Raw genomic sequence first — 20,939 nt, 5'->3', positions numbered from 1 at the left:
GCAGCCGCCCATGCCTCTTGACGTTTTATGCATCGGTCATGCGGCCTGTGATGTCAGCTTCTTCGTGGACCAGCATCCGCAGGAAAATACGAAGTGTGAAACGCATGAGTCTTTGGAGGCCTGCGGCGGACCGGCGGCAAACGCTGCGTGGCTGCTCTCATCATGGGGACTTCGCACCGGATTCGCCGGTCTGGCAGGCCACGACGCTCATGGCAGGCGCATTCGCGAGGAGTTTGTCTCTGTCGGCACTGATGTCTCACTGCTGGAGCTGCGCCCGGGACATCTGACGCCTCTGTCAATGATCCTGATCAATCGGCAGAACGGCAGCCGAACCATCATCAATCGCAAGGAGAAGGGAGCCTTCTTATCCGTGGACACCATTGCTCTTCTGCCGCTGAAGCCACGAGTGCTGCTTTTCGACGGCCATGAGCTTGAGGCCTCGCTCGCTGCCATGGAGGCATTTCCAGACGCCATCTCGATTCTGGATGCGGGCTCATGGCGCGAGGGCACCGCCGCCCTGGCTGGCAGGGTGAACTATCTCGCAGCCTCCGAGCGCTTCGCCCTGCAGGCCACGGGCCTGCCGGATTTGCAGGCCGATGCCAGCCGGCGCCAATGTCTGGTGGATTTACGAAAGCAGTTTGCCACACGGACGATCATCACACTGGGGGAGCGCGGCCTGATCTATGACGAGGGTCACGGCTTCAATGAACTGCCCGCGTTTCCAGCCCATGCCCTGGACACCACCGCCGCAGGAGACACATTTCACGGAGCTTTCGCATATGCCATTTTCTGCAGCATGCCTCTGCCCGACGCGCTGCGGTTTTCATCCATGGCGGCGGCACTGTCGGTGCGCAAAGCAGGCGGCAGAACGTCCATTCCCACCCTGACCGAAGTGAAGGAGGCGCTGGCGCATGTTTGAAGGTTCATCGCTCCGCGTCGTCTGCAACATCAACCGCGATGTGAAGACTTCGCCGCTCCGTGCAGCAGGCATCTGCAATGCGGTGAAAAATCCCCCCTCGTTCTCATTTCGACGCTTGTCGGCAAGCGTTCCACTGTTCGCATGAAAGCCTTTCTCCACCTCTTCGGCCTCTGCCTTCTTGCCGCCAGCCTGCATGCGGCCCCTTCCCTGCCCAACATCGTCATCATCCTTGCTGACGACTACGGTTACGGCAGCGCCGGCTGCTACGGGGCGGATGCCAGGCTGGTGCGCACGCCTAATATCGACCGCCTCGCGGCGGAGGGCCGTCGCTTCACGGATGCGAGCACCCCGTCCTCGGTATGTTCACCCACGCGCTACGCGCTGCTCACCGGGCGTTATTGCTGGCGCACCTCGCTGAAGTTTGAAACGCTCAGCACCTTTGCGCCGCTGCACATCGAGCCCGGCCGCCTCACCATGGCCTCAATGTTGAAGACGCGCGGCTATCAAACCGCCGCCATCGGCAAATGGCATCTCGGCTATGGCCCCCCGGGCAAAGATCCCAAATGGCGGACCGACTACACCGCAGAACTCAACCCAGGCCCGCTGGAGCTTGGGTTTGACCACCATTTTTCCGTCCCGCAGAATCATGGCGATGTGACCGGCGTGTTTGTGGAGGATCATTTTGTCTATGGCCTGCGTTCCGGAAAAATCCCTGCCGGCTTGAAACTTCCTGGCCCCGCTCCGGACGATGACCACTTTGCCACCGGATATGAAAGCGAAGCCCAGCAGAAGCGTGGCAAAATGCCCCTGGACCTCGATGCACCGCACCGCAAAGACGAGCATGTGATGACTGTGCTCACTGAGAAAACGGTGGCATGGATCGGGAAACAAAAGGCGGGCCGTCCCTTCTTTCTGTACTACACTCCCGTCGCCGTGCATGAGCCGGTCACACCACCCAAGGACCTGCAAGGCTCCAGCGCCGCTGGAAAATTCGGTGACTGGATTCATGAACTGGACCGCAGCGTGGGAGAGGTGCTCGGCGCCCTGAAGAAAAACGGCTTCGCTGAAAACACGCTCGTCATTTTCACCAGCGACAACGGCGGCATCTTTGAGCCAGCCAATGCAGCAAGACCCGAATCCCAGGCGGTGGCTGCCGGACTCAAGGTGAACGGCACCTGGCGCAGCGGAAAGACCCATATCTATGAAGGTGGTTTTCGTGTGCCTTTCATCGCACGCTGGCCGGGCCGGATTCCAGCAGGGACTGTCTGCGACGAGATGGTGAACGTGGTGGATCTCCTCGCCACAATCGCGGCCGTTGTGGGTGAAAAGCTGCCGCCTGGGGACACCGTGGCCGAAGACAGCCAGAACATTCTTCCCGCGCTGCTGGGGACTCCGAATGCGCCGCCATCTCGTGGTGACATGATCCTCCACAGCAATGACGGCGTCTTCGCCATCCGCAAGGGCCCCTGGAAATGGATCGAAGGCGTGCCTGCGGAGCGTCTCCCGCCGAACATGCGCAAATCCCACGCGAAGGAATTTCAGCGCGCGCTTTACAATCTTCATGATGATCCCGGCGAAACCCAGGATGTCAGCGCAGCACACCCGGAGATCCTCCAGGAGCTGGAAGCCCTGCTGAAGGCCCGACGCGGTGCCGGCGCCGCGCCGTAGGAAAGCGCCAGATAGATTCGTCACCTACGTTCCTTCTCCCAATCCCTCATGCCCGCAAAACTTCACCTTCTCCTCTGTGCGCTCGCTTTGATCACCTGTCCTGCTTCCGTTCAGGCTGCGGAGGCCCGTAACCCAAAACGTCCGGACATTTTGTTCATCATGACCGACCAGCACCGCTGGGACTGCATCGCGGCCAATGGCAACAAGCTCATCAAGACGCCCAATCTCGACCGTCTGGCGGCGCGCGGCGCCAATTTCACCCATGCCTTTGTCTCCTCGCCGGTGTGCGTGCCTTCGCGCATCAGTTTCTTCACAGGACGTTATGCGCATTCGCATAAAAACCGTGTGAACTACACACCGCTGGATCGAAATGAAGTCCTGATGCAGGCCCGTTTCAAGGAGGCGGGTTACCGCACGGCCGCGGTGGGAAAGCTGCACTACTACCCGCCGAACAAAGAGGAGGCCTTTCGCACCGGCTTTGAGACAGCCGAGTTGCATGATGGCTCCGGCATTACCGACCTATGGTCGGATTACGTGAAGTGGCTGCGGCAGCAAAATCCCCAGTTGAAGCCCTATTATCGGGCGACAGCCAAGGACATCGCTCCGGGCAGGAACCCGTATCGTTCAGTGCTGGATCTCAAATGGACCGACACCGCCTGGACCGGCGAACGCTCCCGGGCCGTGCTGAATGATTTGGTGAAGCAGGAGCAGCCGTTCTTCTTCTACGTCTCGTTCTGGAAGCCGCACTCGCCTTATGAAGTCGCGGCACCGTACGACTCCATGTATGACGATGTGGAGATTCCGATCCCCGCCACCGTCAGTCTGGAGACGGTCAAAGATCTGCCGCTGCCCGTGCAAAAGCTCGCCATGCGCCATGGCGGCCCCAAGCTGGACCGCGAGCGCCTGGAGTGGGCCTACCGCAGCTACTATGGCACCATCACTCACGTCGATCACGAGATCGGTCTGCTGCTGGATGCTCTCGAAGCCTCCGGCAGGGCGGCAAACACTCTCATCGTGTTCAGTTCGGATCACGGCGACCAGTTGTTTGAGCACGCCATCACGGACAAGAACTGCTTCTTTGATCCCTCCGTGCGCGTGCCCTTCATGGTGAGCCTGCCAGGCCGCATCAAAAGCGCGCGGTACGACCAGCTCATCGAAACCGTCGATCTCCTGCCCACGCTGCTCGAGTTTTCCGGTCTTCCCGAGCCCCGCGAAGTGGAGGGCCGCAGCTTTGCCCCGCTGATCGCCGACATGGGCCGGACCTACGAGCCGCACACGGAAGTGTTCAGCGAAAACATCATCCCCGAAGTGATCACCGGCGGGAAAAACGACATGCCCTTTGAAAAAGGCCAGGGCGTGGGCGGCATCCGCCATCCCGATGCCAAGATGGTCCGCACCGAGCGCTGGAAGTACTGCTATTACCCTTCCGGCTATGCCGAGCTTTATGACCTGCAGGCAGATCCGCTGGAAACAAAAAACCTCGCCGGGCAGACGGACAAACGTGAGGTGGAATTTGATCTGCGCACGCGGCTGCTGAACTGGCTCATCAACAGCCAGGAGACGGATCAGATCCAGAACCGCTGGCTGCTGCCGGAAAAAAAGTGAAACCAGCCGGCCGCTTTCCTCATTACATCGCATGATGAAAATCTGCCTCAGCTTGATCTGTGTGTTTCTTGCCACTGCATGGCTGCGGGCGGACGAGTTCACCTCCAGCGGTGTGAAAGTTTTCTACGCCGTACAGGGCAGCGGCACTCCGGTGGTCTTGATTCATGGCCTGCACTCCAGCGGCGCTATCAACTGGACCCTGCCCGGCACCACGGCGGCGCTGGCGCAGAAACATCGCGTCATTGTCATGGACTGCCGCGGTCATGGGAAGTCTGACAAGCCGCAGACGGAGGCAGACTATGGAGTCGCGATGGTGGAGGATGTGGTGTCGCTGCTGAACCACCTGGACATCCGGAAGGCGCACATCGCCGGCTATTCCATGGGCGGCATGATTGCGCTGAAGACGGCGGTGCTGCATCCCGAGCGCGTGCAGGGCCTGCTGCTCTGCGGCATGGGCTGGCTGCAGGATGGCAGCGCGCTGCAGGGCTTCTGGCAGCACATTCCCGTGCGGGAACGTTTGATCGGTGGCAGCAGCGGCAGCGCCTGCATGAAGGGCATGGCACGCCTGGCAGTGAGGGAGGCGGAGGTGAAGGCGCTCACAATGCCCGCCGCCATCATCGTGGGAGACTGGGATCCAGTGGAGAAGCTCTACGTCCTGCCCCTCGTGCATATCCGCCCCGGCTGGCCTGTGTCAAAGATCGCGGGGGCAGGCCACCTCACCTGCGTGATGAAGCCGGAGTTTCGAGATGAGGTGGTGAAGGCGATTGCGGCCTTTGAAAAGTAGGGCACTGCTCTGCACCCGACCATGAAACACCTTTTTTACACCTGCCTTGTCCTGCTGAGCACCTTACTGCATGCCCAGGAGCCGGAGCGCATTCGAGATGTCATCTACACCAAGCATGATGGCGTGGCCCTGACGATGGATGTCTTCAAGCCTGGGAAGCCCAACGGCGCGGGGATCATCAAAATCATCAGCGGCGGGTGGAAGTCGAACCACAACGGCATCAACGACGGCGGCTGGCCCAAGGCGGGCTACACCACGTTCGTGGTGGTTCACGGCACGCAGCCGCGCTTTCAGGTGGAGGAGATCGTGGCGGACCTGAACCGCGCGGTGAGATTTGTGCGCGCGCATGCGGCGGATTACGGTGTGGATCCGCAAAAGCTCGGCGTCACGGGCAGCAGCGCGGGCGGGCATCTGAGCCTGATGCTGGCCACGCGTGGCGGCCCGGGAGATGCAAAGGCGGCCGACCCGATTGACCGCGAAAGCAGCGCGGTGAATGCCGTAGCGTGCTTTTATCCGCCGACCGATTATCTGAACTGGTTCGAGCCGGGAGACAATGCCGTGGGCATCGGCAGGCTTTCGGCCTACGCCGCGGCCTTTGGTCCGAAAGCGGCGACCGAGGAGGGACGCGCAGCCCTGGGCCGTGAATTGTCGTCGATCTATTGGGTTCATAAAGGCCAGCCGCCCATCTTCATCGTGCATGGCGATGCCGACCCGCAGGTGTCCATCACCCAGTCGCAGCGTTTTCTGAAGCGCTGCCACGAAGAAGGAGCGGTGTGTGAACTCGTCATCCGCGAAGGCGCAGGGCATGGCGGCTGGCAGGAAATGCCGCAGGACACAGAGCGCATGGTGGAATGGTTTGACCTGCAACTGCTGGGCAAAAAACCCGCCAAGGCCTTCACGCTGGATGTCACGTTCCTGCCCAGCACACCGGTGAAGAAAAAATAAAATCCACGCCATCCTGCCATGAAGTCCCTGCTCTGCCTTCTCCTGCTCACCACCGCTGTTCGGGCGGATGATTCAGCCGTGCTCACGGAACTGCTGGCCAAAGGCGGCGTGGTGATGATTCCGGCAGGTGATTATCATCTCGATGGTGCGAAGCCGCTGCCCCTGGCTTCAAACATGACTGTCTTCGCACACGGAGCCAGGTTCATCCTGCCGGACACACTGCCGGACAAGGCGCGGGTGGTGCTGTTTGCGGGCCAGGACATCTCACACCTCACCTGGCATGGAGGAGAGTTTGTGGGGCATGTGTTTGACCCGGCGCAGAAGGAAAACCTCTGGGAGCCGAATGCGAACACGAAGGGCATCGAGATCACCACCAGCAAGGAAGGCGGCACGCATGACATCCTGTTTCGCGAGGTGAAATCCTCCGGCATGGCCGGCGCGGTGATCGGCGTGCATGGCCTCGTGGGAAAACGCAGCGAGAGCGAGGTCACCGCCTATGCCGAACGGGTGGCGGTGGAAAGCTGCACCCTGCTGCGCAGCGGAAAGTTCATGTGGGACTACGGCTACCTGTGGCAGATCATGACCTTCCCCGAGGCCTATGACCCCTGGGAGGTGGAGCGGGCCCGAAAGTATTTCCGCACCGATCTCGTGCGTGAAGTGGCCTTCAGCGAAGATCTGGTGAAGTTTGACAACACGAACCGCCCGCTCGCCGTCAGCGAAACTGATGATCCCAAGGAAGCGCTCACTTTCATGGGCGCGGATCTGCCAAAAAACATCGTCCGTGGCCGGCAGTACTTTGTGGTCGAATCCACCCCCGATCACATCAAGATCGCCGACCAGCCCAAGGGCGCGCCGATTCGCTTCGAAGGCGGAAGCGGCGGCAGCCTCGCCTTCAACATCAGCGGCACTTATCTGGGCGCCTATGCACCCACGGGCAGCGGCCCTGGAAAAGGGGCCTTTGACATCGTGGGGGCAAAGAACGTGCGCGTCACCGGCTGCCAGCTCAGCGCCGTGGGCGACACGATGCACATCCAGCGCTGCCGTAACGTGATCTTTGCCAGCAACCACATCCTCGGCAGCCGCATGGGCGCGTTTTTCCTGGCGGAGTACTGCCAGAACGCCGCCATCACCGGCAATCTCGTGGACGGCACCAACGGCTCCCGCGTGATCAGTGTGGAAAAGAGCTGCACAGACGTGACGATGACGGGAAACACCTTCCGCAACGGTGGCCGCGGTGCCTGGATCAACCAGCCCGTCAATTTCATCATGACGGGGAATGTCTTCGTGAACAACACCACGAAGAACGAGCCGGACATGCGGCGCGGCCGCATCGCCTACCGCACCGCAAAGCCGGGGCAGTTCCCGGAGCTCTATTTCACGATTTATGAGCCGGGAGCGACCTACGGGCCGGTCATTGTGCGTGACAACATCTTCATCCTTGGCGACTCCGCCCCCGCTGAAGCCGTCACTTTCGCGCCGAACGGCCACGACCTGCAGTTCACCGGCAACACGTTTCAAGACAAGGCCGCCACCATTGTCGTGGATCCCACCTGCAAAAAGGCGCTGGTCGAAAACAATCCAGGCGCCACCACCGTCAGCAAGCCGGTGGATTTTAATCATGGGAGGCGATAGGAGTCGGCACACGAATCCGCTCGAAAGGCGCGGGTGCCCTGTGCTATAGGCAGCTTCATGGCTCTCACCCGCATTTATCTCATCCGTCATGGCGCCACCATCCTGACCGCCGAGGACCGTTTTGCTGGCGCAACCAACGTGCCGCTCTCGGATGAAGGCCGCTCCCAGGCCGGACGTCTGGCTCAGCGCCTCAAAGGTTTGCCGGTCACGGCGGTTTATGCGTCGCCGCTGGACCGCACCATGGAGACAGCACGCATTCTGGCCGCCGCCCATGAGCTGGATGTGCATCCGCGCGAGGGTTTGAAAGAGATTTCACACGGCCATTGGGAGCAGCTCACCCGTGCTGAAGTGGAGCAGCAGTTCCCCACGGAGGCTGCCGCATGGGACGAAGACCCCTACACCTTCGCGCCTGAAGGCGGAGAAAGCGGCCTCGCGGTGACAGCCCGCGCCCTGCCGGCTCTCATGGAAATCGTGCGCCAGCATGAAGGGGAATCCATCATCGTCGTTTCACATAAAGCGACGATCCGCCTGCTGCTCAGCTCTCTGCTGGGATTCGATCCACGGCGGTACCGGGACAATCTGGATCAAAACCCGGCGGCCCTGAATGTCGTGGATTTCAAGGATCCCGTGCGTGCACGCTTGATGCTCTTCAACGACACCTCTCACTACTCCGAGGACACGCTGATCAAGCCGGACACGCCCAAGGCCTGCCTTTCGAGCTGGTGGGCGAAGTAACGATCCGCGTTATTTCTTCGCCGCACCAGCTTTGAATTTTGTCAGCAAGTCCTGCACTTTTTTGCGCAGCTCCACGGCTTCGGCGCTTTTGCGATCCATCCCCTGAAGCTTCGCGTTCAAGGTTTTGATCTCCGTGGCCAGCGCACGGCGTTCCTCCAGTGCCTTGTCCGCCGCCGAGGGTGGCGGAGCGGCTTCCACGTCATTCCAGTCGTCCGTGCGAAAGACAGAGGCAGGGAGCCCATCGCTGTTGATGAGATTGGCCCCTTCGGGATTTGCCGCCCACGCGTAGCGCACAGCCACCGGAGCCTTCACTTCGGTGCTGCTGAGGATGACGCTGTCTTTGCCATCCACTTTGGCATCTGCCCAATGCCAGACATGATCCGCGCCTGCGATCTCAAAGCGCTTCAATTCGCCGCCGTCGCGAGACTTCAATCCAGCGCCGGTCTGATCAAAGGTCACACGCACCGCACCATCCTTCACCTGGCTGGATTTGTACAAAGGTCCGCTGTAGATGATGTCGCGCCCGTAGTCCTTCGCCAGCGCCCAGCGAGCAAGGCGTTCTCCCGGAGTCTTCTTGTCCTTCGGGTGAATGTCATTCGCCTCGCCCACGTCGTTGATGATCGCCATGCCGGTCTTCGGTGTGGAAGTCAGGACATGGCGCATGCGATCCTGCAGCAGCGCCCACGGATCAGGCGTGCCCGGCGCGGTGGAGGGCGCGTGGAAGTTCGCCAGCTGCACAAAGTAGAAGGAGAACTCATCGCCCCAGCGCTTGCGCCAGTCATTGATCATCAGCGGCAGCGTCTGATCATACGGCACCGCTCCGGCCTTCGCATTGCCTTCACCCTGGTACCAAATGGCGCCGCGCATCGTGTAACCGGCAAAGGGGTTGATCATCGCATTGAAGAGCACACCCGGTTTGCCCTCGGTCTCCAGCGGTGGTTTGGGCTCGGCGGGTTTCTTCGGCAGGCGCCTGCGCTCCTCGGCGGATTTTCCCTTCGCTGCCGCCATCGTGGCCTTCCACTTTTCCAGACTGGCCTCGTAGGCAGTCTTGGCCTTGGCAGGGTCATACGCCGCGGCGTCCGCCATGAGCTTGTCCACCATCGCCTTGGTGCCTGGCAGCGTGTTCAGCGCCTCCCGGCTGGTGAAGGTCTCCACCGGCTTGCCACCCCAGGCGGTTTTCAGCACCCCCACCGGCACGCCCAGCTCCTGGTGCAGTTTCAGCGCAAAGAAAAATGCCACGGCGGAATAGCCGGGCACGGACTGCGGAGTGCTGGATGTCCACTCGCCCGCAATGTCATCCTGCGGGTCCACGGCCGTGACCAGCGGCGCATTGAACATGCGCAGGCCCGGATGCTCGGCTTTGGCAATGAGCTCCGCATACCCAGGCGTCCGGTTCATGGTGTAAAACATGTTTGACTGCCCCGAGGCCAGCCAGACCTCCCCCACCAGCACATCCTTGATCGTCACGCTGTCATCACCGGCCTTCACCGTGAGCACCGCCCCCTGGGCGTCAGCCTTGCCGGTTTCGATGGTGGCATGCCACCGGCCTTTGTCATCCGCAGTGGCGGCTCCGGTTTTGCCTTTGAACTCGATCTTCACCTCCGCCTTCGGATTCGCCTTTCCCCAGATCGCCGCCGCGCGCTCGCGCTGCAGCACCATGTGATCGCTGAAAAAATGCGGCAGTGAAAGTTCAGCCGCCAGACTGGCGGGCAGCCCCAGGCAGAGGGCGACGACGAAGAGATGCGGGAGTGATTTCATGGGAATTGGGCGGGTTGAGAACGATCTGGAAATCCCGGCCTATCGCGAAGATCGTTGCGAAATGCCCCTGCATCCCGACAGTCCGGCACCGATGAACGACGACCTCCTGCGCGACACCGAGCGCTTCCTCCATGAGCAGATCCCGCTCACACGCGCCATGGGCGTGCAGATGGAAAGCTACGATGGCTCGCAGCTCGTGGTGACAGCGCCGCTGGAGCCCAATCACAATCATCTCGGCACTGCCTTTGGCGGCAGCCTCAGCGCCCTGGCCACCCTGGCCGGATATGCCATGCTCTGGCTGCAGCTCGGCGACCGCCATGCTCACATCGTGATCCGCGAGAGCACCCTGCGCTACAAGCGTCCGGTGCGCGGCACCCTGCGCGCCGTATGCCTGCGGCCGGACGACGCCTCCATGACAGCCTTCAGAAACACCTTCGCAGACACCGGCAAAGCGCGGCTCGCCCTCCAGGTTCAGATCATTGACGCAGATCAAATCTGCGTGCTGTTCGAAGGCACGTTCGTAGCCTTGCGATAGTTCTCACAGATCCTGCGTCACGATTTTGCCGTTTTGAATGGAGCGCCGGCGTGTCTCCTTGCGGCGTCCTTCTCGCAGGTCGTAGTAGGTGTAGACAGGCAGCCTGCCGCTCCAGTCGATGCTGAATCCCTGACGCCCATCGTTGACGTCGAGCACCTGATCCGCCGAATTAACGAACGGGCTTTCTCCAATCGGCCAGTGCTCGAAATCGAGCTTCGCACCATTCACCGTTGCTTCCGGCAGCCACGTCCCTGGCACAGACTTCACGCTCAAGCGATGACCACGCGTGCTGGTGTAGGCCGCGGTTTTGGCCGAATGAAGCTGTGTGAGATCCAGAGCAGCCGCAGAAACGCGGGGCCGCATCGGAAACCCTGCCGTCATCTGCGGCAAAAGCCGGCAGCACGCCATAAGATCCGGCCAGCCCGCCAGCTGTGATTTGCGCTAGAAAGCTGCGACGCGTGAGAGAAAAGGCATTCATGGGAGCTTGAGGGCACCTGGTTTCACGAGGCCGCTGCCCCGCCGCCCTTCGAACGCGGAAAGAGGCGGAAAAAATCACGCAAATGAGCGCCGCTGCCGCTTTCAGCACCGCATTCGTGATGGAGAACAGCGGATGCGGCGTAGAAACAGGATGCGCTACCTGACTGCACTGCTGTTTTTCCAGCTCTCATCCTTCCTCCTCGCCGAAGGGGCCTTCACGCTCACCGTCCTTGAAATTCCGGACATCCAGCGCGGAGCGGGGCTCGCCATCGTCATGCAGACTCCGGAAGGCAGAACCTTTCTCTATGACACCGGCTCCGCCTACCCCTCACGCGCATCATCGGATGGCTGGGAGGCAAACTTCAATGCCGGCAGAGACCTGATCGATCCTTTTCTCAAACAGCAGGGCGTGAAGCAGCTCGATGGCGTGCTCATCAGCCACGCGCATTATGATCACTTCGGCGGCCTCATCTGGCTGGCAGATCATTTTCCCATCACCAAACTGATCGACTCCGGCTATGTCTTTCCCGGCACCGCCGACGGCAGCTATACAGGCGAGCTCGGCCACTACAACCAGCTTCGCGACGAATTCAAAAAGCGCGGCGCCTATCTCCAGGCCAACGCGGGCGACTCCATCACTCTGGATCCCGCGCTCAAGGTGGAGGTCATCGCTCCGCCAAAGACCTGGTTCTCTGAACCGAATCCTGAATCCCGCCCGAAGAATGATCCTCCTGCGCACTATCTCGTCAATTCCAACTCCCTCGGCATCCGCATTCAGCATGGCGACATCGTCTTTTACCTTCCAGGCGACATCCAGAGCGAGGACATCAATCAGAGCCTGCTCAAGTCGGTCGATCCGGCCAAATTGAAATGCCACGTGCTCATCGCCCCGGGTCATGGCATTCACTGCACGAAGGAATTCGCCGAGGCCACCAGTCCGGAGGTTTCCATCGCCAGCGTCTTCCCGCGCTACGCACGCGGTTTGAAAAGCACGCCCATGCTGAAAGCCGTGGGCGCCAAAACTTACATCACGGGCCTCAATGGCCGTGTGCAGGTCGTGTGCGATGGTCAAAGCTACCGTGTCATCACAGAACGTGACGACACCCAAAAGCCTGCTCAGTCGGCCAGGTAGTGGGCACCCCTTGTCGCTTTCGCCTCGCCCACCCGCTCTGCGTGGCTGCGCTTTCATTCTTAGCCACGGCACCGCGCACATGCGGACTTGCAAGAAGGAACGACAGGGAGCGTTGAATCGCTCCCATGATACGCACGACATTCCTATCCCTCCTTCTCGGCACGGCTTCCATCGCCGTTGCTGCCGAGCCCCTTCCTGAAAGCGCCAAAGTCGGCCAGTTCTACGCCGGCTGCCAGGCCTACACCTTCAAGGCCTTTGACCTCATGACGGCGCTCGAAAAGATCGCCGCCTGCGGTGGCAAGACGGTGGAGTTTTTCCCCGGCCACCTGATGTCCAAGGATGATCCGAAATCCAAGTTTGACCACAACACCACCGCCGAGCAGCGCGCCCCGGTGAAGGCCAGGCTCAAGGAGCTGGGACTCACCCCCGTGGGCTACGGCGTGGTGCGTCTGGCCAACAATGAGGCTGAGTGCCGCAAGATCTTTGACTTCTGCAAGGACATGGGCGTGGGCATCGTGGTCAGCGAACCCGCTGAAGACGCCTTCGACCTCATCGAAAAACTGGTGAAGGAATACGACATCAAGATGGCGATTCACAACCATCCCAAGAAGCCGCTCGACCGCAGCTACCGCTACTGGGATCCTGAATACGTACTGAGCCTGGTGAAGGACCGCGACCCCCGCATGGGTTCCTGCGCGGACATCGGCCACTGGGTGCGCTCTGGAGTGAAGCCCACCGATGCCATCAAAATCCTCAAAGGCCGCATCTTTGACAGCCATATCAAGGACCTCGACGCCTTCGGCGTGCGTGAGGCCAAGGACATGATCTGGGGCACCGGCCAGTCGGACATTCCCGCCGTGCTGAATCTCTACGCGGAGCAGGGCTTCTACGGCCCGCTGGATGCCGAGTGGGAAAAGGACTGGGAAACCAGCCAGCCTGATGTGACCAAGTGCCTGGAGTTCGTGAAGAATTTCAAGCCCACGACCACGAAGTAAACGTCATTCAGCAAATCAAAGAAATCCGGCGGCGAAGGGTCATGCATCCTTCGCCGCTTTCCTTTGGAGTCACGGCGTCGTGGCCTTCACATCGTCAAGCCAAAGCTTCCGGCCCTGCCCGACGAGAAACACCAGGCGCGACTTTGCCACGTCAAGCACCGTTCCTTTCGCCTCCAGTTTCTGTGCGTCGTTCACCGTCACGGTCACCTGATTGCCCCTGAGCACCACATCCAGCTTGATCCATTCGCCGGGCCTGGCCTGCAGCGGCGCGCTGGCCAGGCGCTCGGTGCGGTAGTATTTTGGATCCGCCAGTTGCTCCGGCGTGGGCGGCGGCACTTTTTTGCCCTCCTTGGCCAGCGCCGCGCGCAGTTTTCCGTGTTCGATGTGCGACTGCGGCGAGCCGCGGTCCTGCGCAATGGCCAGCGTGCCACCATAGATGGACACCCGCAGGAGGTGCGCCTGACCACCAAAGGCGGACTCGCCATCGACGAGCATCAGGCAGTTGCCTTTTTCATCCAGCTTCACCTTGCAGCTCAGGTCCAGATCACAGCCTGAGAGCGGAGCAAAAACGGCCGGCCCGTGGTCGTCATCCTTGGCACATTCGCCTTGCAGCATGCCATCCACCACGGTCCATGAGCTGGCGCGGCCGCCCGTGGTCCAGCCTTTGGGCAGTGTGGCGGCGGAGAAATCTTCGTGGATCAGTTCATTGGCAAAAGCAGACGTGCAAAACGCAAGAGCTAAAAAGTAAGGGCGCATCAAACCGAAACGACCTGACTTTCGCGGCTGTTGCGATCCACGCATGAATTATGTCCGCGGCCGGCATCCGGCATTGACCATCACACGCCAGCCCCCAAGATTCCCGGCATGAAACTCCGCAGCCTGCTCATCCCGTTTCTTCTGCTCTGCCTTGGCGCCACAATCATCCGCGCCGAGCAGTTTGTGCTGTTCGATGTCACCTTCACTTTCACTCAGGAAGACGCGTTTAATTCGAAGCCCAGCCAGTCCCACTACTATGTGAAAAGCGACCGTCTCAATCCCGCACGCCCCAAGGACTGGACTTCTCCCGTGGACTATCGCAATGGCACCGTGCATCTGCGCCTCGAAGTTCTGGAAAAGCCCGCCGGTGACCAGCCCACCTCCTGGAGCGTCTGCTACATCCCCTACAAGGGCCAGAACCATGGCTACGGCTGCATCGGCACCGGCGCCTACACCACCACCGGCGTACATGAAAAGGATCTCTCCATGACCACCTTCTGGCAGAACAACGACATCATCTGGAGCGAGGGCATCAAAGAAATGCACCTCGTTCTCAAAGACGATCACAATCTCCACGCGCACAAACGGCCGGATCCCGGGAAGTTCTTTCCCACCAAGGTGCGCATGACCCTGATCCAGGTGTCCAAAGGCACCACGTATGATCCGAAGCAGGTGCCAGAGCTGCAGACGGCAAAACAGAAGTAGCAGCCATCAACTCTTACCGGCCTGCTTTCTCATCTGGCGTCCTTTGCGTACAAGCAGCACCAGAGGCACAAACCAGACCAGATTGAGCAGGCTCGCGTAATGCATCGCCTTTCGGGTGAGCTGGAAAAACGTGCTGTGATTCAAAGCGGCCTTGGCCACGGCATCATTCACGTGCCGGGCCACAGCCACTGCGCCCAGGGCGTGATGACGTGCCGCTACCATGCCCCCCTGCACCGCCTCCCAGCCCACCGCGCAGCCGCCGTAGGCCTTCCAGCCAAGAGCACAGCCGCCAATGGCCCAAACCCCCAGGCCGAGGCCGCCCCAGCAGACCACTCCGGCAGCCAGCCCGCCCAGTGACAGCAGTCCGAATGCACAGCCCCCCAGGCTAATGGGAGCGATGGTGCAGGCACCGAAGGCACCAATAACACCAACAGCCAGATCCCCTGCGGCGAACCATGCCTTCACAGGACGGATGCGCTCACCGCGCTTTCTGCCAAAGCGCATGTGCACCAGCGGCAGGCCCAGCAGCGTGACCTTGCTGCGATACTCCAGCTCTGGCACTCCCCATTTGCCTATGGGAAGGCTTTCAGAGGATGCCTCGCCTGCTTCCTTCACAGACACGTTCCTGCTCTGCCGGAAACCCCATGCCAGTCCGCCGACACAAAACAGCTGGCATGCCGCAATGAGCCCACCCAGCAGGGAGACATACGCTCCTGGCTGCTGACGCGCCAGAGAAGGCCCGGCGAAAATCAGCGAAGTCATCAGCGTGCAAAGAATGACGATGACCGTGATGATGAAGAGGAAGAACCGCCGGATCATCCGCCGCTCCTCCATGGAGCGCGCGCTGTCCATGCTGACCTTGTAGCCGATGCCTGCGGCCACAAAGGCCAGCAGCGGACTCAACACCCCGTTCAGAAGTGAGATGAAAAAGGCCTTCCCTCCCGCTCCACCTTTGGCCAGCGTCACCCCGGCAGTGGCGGCGGAGGCAGACGTGGTGGCCAGAGGCAACGCGGCAAGCACGCAGCAAGTGAAGGCGGCTGTGGGCATGCTCTGACGCAAGGTGTTTCCCAGCCTGCGCTCCACCTGCTCCGCCAGCATGGCACGCCCACGTGCCAGCCGCTGCTTCACCGCGTCTTCTGAAAGCCCCAGAGACTCTGCTACGGCTGCCACAGATTCATTCTGGCGATAGAAGAGCACCATCGGCTCACGGTAGTTTTCAGGCAGGCTCTGCAGAGCACGCCAGAGCATCGCGCTCTCCTGCTCATTGATCGCGCATTCATCCGGCGAAGGTTCATCCGAAACCGGCGGGATCACCTCGCCCAGCTCCGCCGCCATCGCGGTCGGCGTGCGCTGCTGCTTGCGCAGGAAGTTATGGATCACATGCCGGGCGATGCCGCAGAGCCACCCGCGCAGGTTGCCTCTCTCGCGCAGATTGCGCAGTTGCTGCCAGGCGGTGATGAAGGTCTCCTGCGCCAGGTCCTCGCTCACATGTACATTGCCGCAGGCGCTGTAGGCCAGCCCGCAGACCAGCGACTGATGCCGCTCCACGATGTTGCCGAAAGCCCGCGTATCGCCACGCAGGCTGAGTTCCACGAGCTGGGCGTCGTCTGAGGTTCCGGGGATGAGGGTTGCAGTATTCATGTCATCCTCCAGTGGTCGGCTGCGCGCCTGCGGTGACAAAAAAGATGCGTTTTTTCGCCATCGCGTCAAATGGCGGCCTGCTCCCGCAGCCATTCGATCCGGCGCTGGAGCCGCGCCTGACGTTCCGCATTGGGATTGGGGTAGAGAATCGGATACCAGGCCGTCATCACCGCCGCACGGCCGATGAGGCTGCACTCCAGCGCCCCGGCATCGATGCTTCCTCCCGCTGCCCTGTAGGCCTCGCAGACCGCCTCCACCGTGGCGTGGTCCTCCTCCAAAATCTGCGTATTCCAGATCACCGAGGCCACATCCCACTCCACAGGCCCGGCGAAAGTATCCTCCCAGTCCGTCCACAGCAGTCCCCGCGTGGTGTTCATGAGATTGCCCATGTGCGCATCCCCATGCAGCGCCTGCTGCGGATGCTGGCTGAGCACCGCCATGGACGCCGTGAGGCGGTCCGTCAGCATCTGCTGCACCGTTTGCGGAAACAGCTCGCGATCCTGCAAAATCTGGAGGCTCTCCGTGATGATGGCCAGATGCGGCAGCGGATCCGGAAAACGGCTCATGATCTCATGACACTGGCGCAGCGTGCGGCCGATCTCACCCGCCTCAGGCTCGGCATCGATGCGCGTGACGAACTCCCAGAAATTCATCGGATACCCCAGATGCTCATGCGGGCCCGGCGGCAGATCAGGATGCAGCGGAATGACAGGGGCGCCATTCTCCGTCAGATGCCGGGCGATGGCATTTTCCCGTGCAAACCACTCCGTGCCCTGCCTGGGGCCGCTGGTGTCCTGCACCACACGCGCCACCAGTGTTTCCGTCAGGCGCAGCACCAGCGTGCTGCCGTTTTGCAAAACATCGCAGCGGTCCGGCACGATGCCGTGAGCGATGGCTGTTTCAGTCGCGGCGCGAATGGGAAGATCCGTGGAAGGCATGGTCAAAAACGAGGGGGGGTTAATCTACCAGCTCACACGATTTCACGCGGGCTCCTCCCAGCGTCGCCGCCCAGCGCACGCGCCATCCGGCGATCTCCGTGGCATACTCCCGCCCGGCATCTTCGTGGTAAGCCGGCTGCGGTTGCAGAGCCAGCGATTCATCAATGATCACCCGCACCCCATCCGGCACGCAGCTCTCGCAATCCCAGTGCACAGGCATCTTCTTCGGCGCTTCGTCAGCGAATCCGCTGCGTGCATCAGGAACGGAGTCGGCATACCGCACATACGGTTTGATGTCGAGCACCGGCGTTCCATCCACCAGATCCACGCCCGAGACAAAGAGTCGTGGCGCCCCCTCGCCTTCCACTTCCACGCGGTCCAGCTTCACCACGCTCAGCGTCAGCCGGTTTGGCCGGAAAGGCGAGCGCGTGGCAAACACCCCGCGACGTTCATTTCCCCCCAAGCGTGGCGGCCGCACCAGCAGCGAAGCTGGCTCGCTCTCCACCAGATGAAACTGCGTGATGAGCCACAGGTGGCTGAACTGCTCGATGCCGCGCACCGCCTCCGGTCTTCGATAAGCCGCCTCAAACTCAATGATCCCCCACGCGCTCGGCGCCAGCCCTGGCTGCCTCGGCACGCCGAACTTGTCCGTATAGCACGTGCGCAGCGTGGCGATGACGTTCAGAGAAATCATGCCGCAAGTAGGTCAATGCCGACTCAGCAGCAAGGCGGGATTTGCATCATCGGCCATCCCTTTGAAGGCAGGAAGGCCGTTTCCCGATGCCCCGGGGCTACTCCAGCACTTTCACCTCGCTTGGCAGCAGCTTCACGCTTCTGGGGAGTTCCGGAAAAAGCCGCCAAAGCAGTTCTGGATCCTTGCTGACGCTGCCGTTGTCCAGAAACGTCCATTTCCCGTCCTCCAGCACACAGATGAAGAAAGCCACAACGCTGACCCGCTTGCCCTGCACAAGAATCACCGACTTCCGTGGCAGGAGGCAGAGCTCGCCGTCCTTGATCTTCCAGCATTCAGTGGGCTCACCATCTGCAGCGGACTCAAATTTCACATCTTTCATCGACGCCATTGCCTGACGTGTCAGCGCCTCAAACTGCTCCTGCGAAACGATCTTCGTGATGGCCTTGTTGGTCCCCCGGATGATGGCGTCCGCATCGCCGTTTTCAAAACCCTTTTGCAGCGCCGCCGCGGCTTCCAGCAGGGAGGCACGTTCCGCGTCCGTCAGCTTGCGCGATTCATCCGCGGCAGCGGCATACAGATGTGCCGCCACAAACAGCAGCCCGAGAATTCGCCCGATGTGTGTCAATAAAGAAGCGTTGTGCATCCCGCCCATTCGAGCGTCTCGTCAGCAGCACGTCAACTCTGGAAAACGGATCCCGCCGTGGCTTTCGCTTCACCCCTTGCTGAATCCACTCACTGGCTCATCTTCACCCTTCATGTGTCTCACCCGCCGGCTGCTCCTCCTCCTGCTTCTCTCCATTCCCGCCCATGCAGAAAACATGAGCTGGCTGGAAAACGACCGCCTGCGTCTCGGAGTGGATCTCGATCTCGGCGGCGCCATCACCTTTCTGGCCGGAACCAAGGACAGAGCGAATGTGATCAACAACTTCGACCTCGGCCGTCAGGTGCAGCTTTCCTTTTTCTCCGGCCCCGTCCCGTTTGAAGCAAACGGGCAGAAGCCTTCCGAGCACTGGCGGCACATCGGCTGGAACCCCATTCAGACAGGCGACGATTTCAAAAACGCCAGCCGCATTCTCGCGCACGAGAACGATGGAAAACGCATCCACCTGACCTGCGTCCCCCTGCAATGGCCGCTCAACAACATCCCAGGCGAGTGCACCTTTGAATCCTGGCTGGAACTCGACGGCGCGGTGGTCAAAGCCCGTGCCCGGCTCAATAACGCACGCTCCGACCATACTCAGTACCCCGCGCGCCTGCAGGAACTGCCCGCCGTGTATGCCAACGCCGCCTTTCCCCGCGTGGTCAGCTACACCGGCACGAAACCCTTCACCAACGACGCCGTTTCCCTCATCCCGAAATCCGAAACCAAGCACCCCTGGACCTTCTGGACCGGCACCGAGCGCTGGGCGGCCCTGCTTGATGACACCGACCACGGCCTGGGTCTCATCACGCCCGGCCGCGTGCATTTCACCGGCGGCTTTGCCGGCAAGCCGGGCCCCAATGACACCCGCGGGAACAGCACCGGCTACCTCGCCGGACAAGGGCTGGAGATTCTCGACCACAACATTGCCTATGAGTTCCGCTACGAGCTCGTCCTCGGCAGCCTCGAAGAAATCCGCCAGCGCGCAGCCACCCATCGCCCACAAGTCCCGCCCGTCTGGACCTTCACACAAGACCGCCAGGGCTGGCACTACCAAAACGCCTCTGACACCGGCTGGCCTGTGAAGGGCCATCTGAATCTCCTCCTGGAAGAGGATGATCCCCAGCTCATCAGCCCCATGGATTTCTGGCAGGCCGCGGAAGCTCCTTATCTGGTGCTCGATGCCGCCTTCCACACCACACAAAAACAGGGCGTGCTGATGTGGCAGCCCCACGGAGAGAAAGGTTTCCTTCCCGCCCATGCTGTCACCTTTCCGCTCGTTGCCGATGGCGAATTTCACCGGCACATCATTCCCCTCAAATCAAACTCCGCCTATCAAGGCGCCATCCTGCGCCTGCGAATCGATCCCATCGGCAAGGGCGAGCCCGGGGCCTGGATGAAAGTGCACGATGTGCGGCTTTCAGCTTCGCCTGAGTGACTTCCCGGCATGAAGGCGACATGCGCGGAAATCTTTCTTCCCTCACGGCGTTTCTGAGGAATGCCACGCCTCCACTTTATTGCTTTCACCTTGGTGCTGTCGTTCCCTGTTTTGGGGCTCGCCGCTCCCGCAGCCACACCCACCTTCGCCGACATCGTCTTCGCAAAAGTGGGCGATCATGAATTGAAGCTCGACCTTTACCTGCCGAAGGACATAAAGAAACCGCCGCTCGTCGTCTTCATCCATGGCGGCGGCTGGAAAGCGGGCTCGTACAAGAATTGTTCCACCTCATGGCTCACGGAGCGCGGCTTTGCCGTCGCCAGCATCAGCTACCGTCTTTCCCAGGTGGCCGTGTTTCCTGCACAGATTCATGATTGCAAAGGCGCTGTGCGATGGCTGCGCGTGCATGCGGATGAGTATGGCTATGACACCACGCGCATCGGCGCGGCAGGCACCTCGGCGGGCGGTCATCTGGTGCTGCTGCTGGGAACCACCGGCGGCGTGCCGGAGTATGAAGGCACCGTGGGTGGAAACCTCGACCAAAGCTCCGCCGTGCAGGCCGTGGCAGATTACTTCGGACCCAGCGATTTCATCCTGCGCTCGGAAAATCAGCCCATCAAAACGGAAGACCCCAAATCAACCGTGTTTCTTCTCCTCGGCGGTCCGGTGAAGAAAAATCTCGAACTCGCCCGCTTCGCGAGCCCCGCTTTTCAAGTCAGCTCAGGCGACGCCCCTCTCCTCATCATCCACGGCGACAAAGACACGACCGTTCATCTCGATCAGTCCCAGCGCATGGTGGACCTCTATCAAAAAGCTGGGCTCGAAGTCGCCCTGCAGGTCGTGCCCGGTGGCGGTCACGGCGGCAATGCCCATTTCACGCCTCCGCTTCGGGAGACTGTCGCCACGTTCTTTACCAAGCACCTGCGCCCGGCCGCACCTTGA

General features: G+C 61.0%; 20 protein-coding genes. 13 read left to right on the top strand and 7 right to left on the bottom strand.

Annotated elements, in window-relative coordinates; genetic code table 11:
* The first annotated feature begins 10 nt into the window (after nt 1–10).
* The 7 genes from ACILSQ_RS10355 (at nt 11) to ACILSQ_RS10325 (ending at nt 8,288) form a co-directional block, all read left to right on the top strand.
* Entirely contained in the window at nt 11–919 is a 909-nt protein-coding gene (locus ACILSQ_RS10355) for a carbohydrate kinase family protein (RefSeq protein WP_395743537.1), read from the top strand.
* A gap of 141 nt (nt 920–1,060) precedes the next feature.
* Nucleotides 1,061–2,587 carry an arylsulfatase gene (locus ACILSQ_RS10350; protein WP_395743536.1) on the top strand — a complete coding sequence of 509 codons (1,527 nt, stop codon included), beginning with the start codon at nt 1,061–1,063 and terminating at the stop codon, nt 2,585–2,587.
* Between the two features lie 48 nt (nt 2,588–2,635).
* The gene (locus ACILSQ_RS10345) at nt 2,636–4,192 is read left to right on the top strand and encodes a sulfatase (RefSeq protein WP_395743535.1); all 1,557 of its coding nucleotides are present in this window, start codon (nt 2,636–2,638) and stop codon (nt 4,190–4,192) included.
* A 31-nt stretch (nt 4,193–4,223) separates the two neighbouring features.
* Nucleotides 4,224–4,976 (top strand): alpha/beta fold hydrolase, encoded by a 753-nt coding sequence (locus tag ACILSQ_RS10340; protein WP_395743534.1) that lies wholly within the window; start codon nt 4,224–4,226, stop codon nt 4,974–4,976.
* 21 nt (nt 4,977–4,997) lie between these two features.
* Complete coding sequence (locus ACILSQ_RS10335) at nt 4,998–5,921, top strand: prolyl oligopeptidase family serine peptidase (protein WP_395743533.1); 924 nt, start codon at nt 4,998–5,000, stop codon at nt 5,919–5,921.
* An 18-nt stretch (nt 5,922–5,939) separates the two neighbouring features.
* On the top strand, nt 5,940–7,553 hold the full coding sequence (locus tag ACILSQ_RS10330) for a right-handed parallel beta-helix repeat-containing protein (protein WP_395743532.1): 1,614 nt from the start codon (nt 5,940–5,942) through the stop codon (nt 7,551–7,553).
* Between the two features lie 57 nt (nt 7,554–7,610).
* Nucleotides 7,611–8,288 (top strand): histidine phosphatase family protein, encoded by a 678-nt coding sequence (locus ACILSQ_RS10325; protein WP_395743531.1) that lies wholly within the window; start codon nt 7,611–7,613, stop codon nt 8,286–8,288.
* Nucleotides 8,289–8,297: 9 nt separating this feature from the next.
* On the opposite strand, the gene ACILSQ_RS10320 is transcribed toward ACILSQ_RS10325, so the two are convergent.
* Entirely contained in the window at nt 8,298–10,046 is a 1,749-nt protein-coding gene (locus ACILSQ_RS10320; protein WP_395743530.1) for a sialate O-acetylesterase, read from the bottom strand.
* A gap of 61 nt (nt 10,047–10,107) precedes the next feature.
* Between ACILSQ_RS10320 and ACILSQ_RS10315 the strand changes: the two genes are divergently transcribed.
* Nucleotides 10,108–10,581 (top strand): thioesterase domain-containing protein, encoded by a 474-nt coding sequence (locus ACILSQ_RS10315; RefSeq protein WP_395743529.1) that lies wholly within the window; start codon nt 10,108–10,110, stop codon nt 10,579–10,581.
* Between the two features lie 3 nt (nt 10,582–10,584).
* On the opposite strand, the gene ACILSQ_RS10310 is transcribed toward ACILSQ_RS10315, so the two are convergent.
* Entirely contained in the window at nt 10,585–10,848 is a 264-nt protein-coding gene (locus ACILSQ_RS10310) for a hypothetical protein (protein ID WP_395743528.1), read from the bottom strand.
* A 361-nt stretch (nt 10,849–11,209) separates the two neighbouring features.
* On the opposite strand from ACILSQ_RS10310, the gene ACILSQ_RS10305 reads away from it, so the two are divergent.
* Both ACILSQ_RS10305 and ACILSQ_RS10300 read left to right on the top strand, forming a co-directional pair.
* Entirely contained in the window at nt 11,210–12,190 is a 981-nt protein-coding gene (locus ACILSQ_RS10305; RefSeq protein ID WP_395743527.1) for a ComEC/Rec2 family competence protein, read from the top strand.
* A 125-nt stretch (nt 12,191–12,315) separates the two neighbouring features.
* Nucleotides 12,316–13,185, top strand: coding sequence for a sugar phosphate isomerase/epimerase family protein (locus tag ACILSQ_RS10300; RefSeq protein ID WP_395743526.1), 870 nt, complete (start codon nt 12,316–12,318; stop codon nt 13,183–13,185).
* A 69-nt stretch (nt 13,186–13,254) separates the two neighbouring features.
* Here ACILSQ_RS10300 and ACILSQ_RS10295 read toward each other — a convergent pair whose 3' ends face one another.
* On the bottom strand, nt 13,255–13,941 hold the full coding sequence (locus ACILSQ_RS10295; RefSeq protein WP_395743525.1) for a family 16 glycoside hydrolase: 687 nt from the start codon (nt 13,939–13,941) through the stop codon (nt 13,255–13,257).
* A 108-nt stretch (nt 13,942–14,049) separates the two neighbouring features.
* On the opposite strand from ACILSQ_RS10295, the gene ACILSQ_RS10290 reads away from it, so the two are divergent.
* Nucleotides 14,050–14,646, top strand: a complete 597-nt coding sequence (locus ACILSQ_RS10290) for a hypothetical protein (protein ID WP_395743524.1) — start codon at nt 14,050–14,052, stop codon at nt 14,644–14,646.
* Between the two features lie 6 nt (nt 14,647–14,652).
* Here the strand turns inward: ACILSQ_RS10290 and ACILSQ_RS10285 are convergent, their stop codons facing one another.
* The 4 genes from ACILSQ_RS10285 to ACILSQ_RS10270 form a co-directional block, all read right to left on the bottom strand.
* Nucleotides 14,653–16,287 (bottom strand): RNA polymerase sigma factor, encoded by a 1,635-nt coding sequence (locus ACILSQ_RS10285; RefSeq protein ID WP_395743523.1) that lies wholly within the window; start codon nt 16,285–16,287, stop codon nt 14,653–14,655.
* A gap of 65 nt (nt 16,288–16,352) precedes the next feature.
* Nucleotides 16,353–17,225, bottom strand: coding sequence for a phosphotransferase (locus ACILSQ_RS10280; protein WP_395743522.1), 873 nt, complete (start codon nt 17,223–17,225; stop codon nt 16,353–16,355).
* Between the two features lie 19 nt (nt 17,226–17,244).
* Nucleotides 17,245–17,919 (bottom strand): tRNA (N6-threonylcarbamoyladenosine(37)-N6)-methyltransferase TrmO, encoded by a 675-nt coding sequence (gene tsaA, locus ACILSQ_RS10275; RefSeq protein ID WP_395743521.1) that lies wholly within the window; start codon nt 17,917–17,919, stop codon nt 17,245–17,247.
* Between the two features lie 97 nt (nt 17,920–18,016).
* The gene (locus ACILSQ_RS10270) at nt 18,017–18,562 is read right to left on the bottom strand and encodes a hypothetical protein (RefSeq protein WP_395743520.1); all 546 of its coding nucleotides are present in this window, start codon (nt 18,560–18,562) and stop codon (nt 18,017–18,019) included.
* Nucleotides 18,563–18,674: 112 nt separating this feature from the next.
* On the opposite strand from ACILSQ_RS10270, the gene ACILSQ_RS10265 reads away from it, so the two are divergent.
* Nucleotides 18,675–19,997: a hypothetical protein gene (locus tag ACILSQ_RS10265; RefSeq protein ID WP_395743519.1), complete on the top strand. Its 1,323-nt coding sequence runs from the start codon at nt 18,675–18,677 to the stop codon at nt 19,995–19,997.
* Between the two features lie 60 nt (nt 19,998–20,057).
* Nucleotides 20,058–20,939 carry an alpha/beta hydrolase fold domain-containing protein gene (locus ACILSQ_RS10260; protein ID WP_395743518.1) on the top strand — a complete coding sequence of 294 codons (882 nt, stop codon included), beginning with the start codon at nt 20,058–20,060 and terminating at the stop codon, nt 20,937–20,939.

Origin of the sequence: Prosthecobacter sp., from assembly GCF_044227185.1 — a bacterium.
Lineage (GTDB): Bacteria > Verrucomicrobiota > Verrucomicrobiia > Verrucomicrobiales > Verrucomicrobiaceae > Prosthecobacter.
The sequence above is the reverse complement of the archived record's forward strand: the minus strand, read 5'-3'. Positions and strand labels throughout refer to the sequence as shown.

Bases quoted from the DNA above. Each gene is read 5' to 3' on its own strand.
- ACILSQ_RS10295 (WP_395743525.1), bottom strand. From the start codon at position 13,941: ATGCGCCCTTACTTTTTAGCTCTTGCGTTTTGCACGTCTGCTTTTGCC.
- ACILSQ_RS10330 (WP_395743532.1), top strand. From the start codon at position 5,940: ATGAAGTCCCTGCTCTGCCTTCTCCTGCTCACCACCGCTGTTCGGGCG.
- ACILSQ_RS10335 (WP_395743533.1), top strand. From the start codon at position 4,998: ATGAAACACCTTTTTTACACCTGCCTTGTCCTGCTGAGCACCTTACTG.
- ACILSQ_RS10340 (WP_395743534.1), top strand. From the start codon at position 4,224: ATGATGAAAATCTGCCTCAGCTTGATCTGTGTGTTTCTTGCCACTGCA.
- ACILSQ_RS10260 (WP_395743518.1), top strand. From the start codon at position 20,058: ATGCCACGCCTCCACTTTATTGCTTTCACCTTGGTGCTGTCGTTCCCT.
- ACILSQ_RS10300 (WP_395743526.1), top strand. From the start codon at position 12,316: ATGATACGCACGACATTCCTATCCCTCCTTCTCGGCACGGCTTCCATC.
- ACILSQ_RS10280 (WP_395743522.1), bottom strand. From the start codon at position 17,225: ATGCCTTCCACGGATCTTCCCATTCGCGCCGCGACTGAAACAGCCATC.
- ACILSQ_RS10345 (WP_395743535.1), top strand. From the start codon at position 2,636: ATGCCCGCAAAACTTCACCTTCTCCTCTGTGCGCTCGCTTTGATCACC.
- ACILSQ_RS10355 (WP_395743537.1), top strand. From the start codon at position 11: ATGCCTCTTGACGTTTTATGCATCGGTCATGCGGCCTGTGATGTCAGC.
- ACILSQ_RS10325 (WP_395743531.1), top strand. From the start codon at position 7,611: ATGGCTCTCACCCGCATTTATCTCATCCGTCATGGCGCCACCATCCTG.
- ACILSQ_RS10290 (WP_395743524.1), top strand. From the start codon at position 14,050: ATGAAACTCCGCAGCCTGCTCATCCCGTTTCTTCTGCTCTGCCTTGGC.
- ACILSQ_RS10265 (WP_395743519.1), top strand. From the start codon at position 18,675: ATGTGTCTCACCCGCCGGCTGCTCCTCCTCCTGCTTCTCTCCATTCCC.
- ACILSQ_RS10305 (WP_395743527.1), top strand. From the start codon at position 11,210: ATGCGCTACCTGACTGCACTGCTGTTTTTCCAGCTCTCATCCTTCCTC.
- ACILSQ_RS10285 (WP_395743523.1), bottom strand. From the start codon at position 16,287: ATGAATACTGCAACCCTCATCCCCGGAACCTCAGACGACGCCCAGCTC.
- ACILSQ_RS10320 (WP_395743530.1), bottom strand. From the start codon at position 10,046: ATGAAATCACTCCCGCATCTCTTCGTCGTCGCCCTCTGCCTGGGGCTG.
- ACILSQ_RS10270 (WP_395743520.1), bottom strand. From the start codon at position 18,562: ATGCACAACGCTTCTTTATTGACACACATCGGGCGAATTCTCGGGCTG.
- tsaA (WP_395743521.1), bottom strand. From the start codon at position 17,919: ATGATTTCTCTGAACGTCATCGCCACGCTGCGCACGTGCTATACGGAC.
- ACILSQ_RS10315 (WP_395743529.1), top strand. From the start codon at position 10,108: ATGCCCCTGCATCCCGACAGTCCGGCACCGATGAACGACGACCTCCTG.
- ACILSQ_RS10350 (WP_395743536.1), top strand. From the start codon at position 1,061: ATGAAAGCCTTTCTCCACCTCTTCGGCCTCTGCCTTCTTGCCGCCAGC.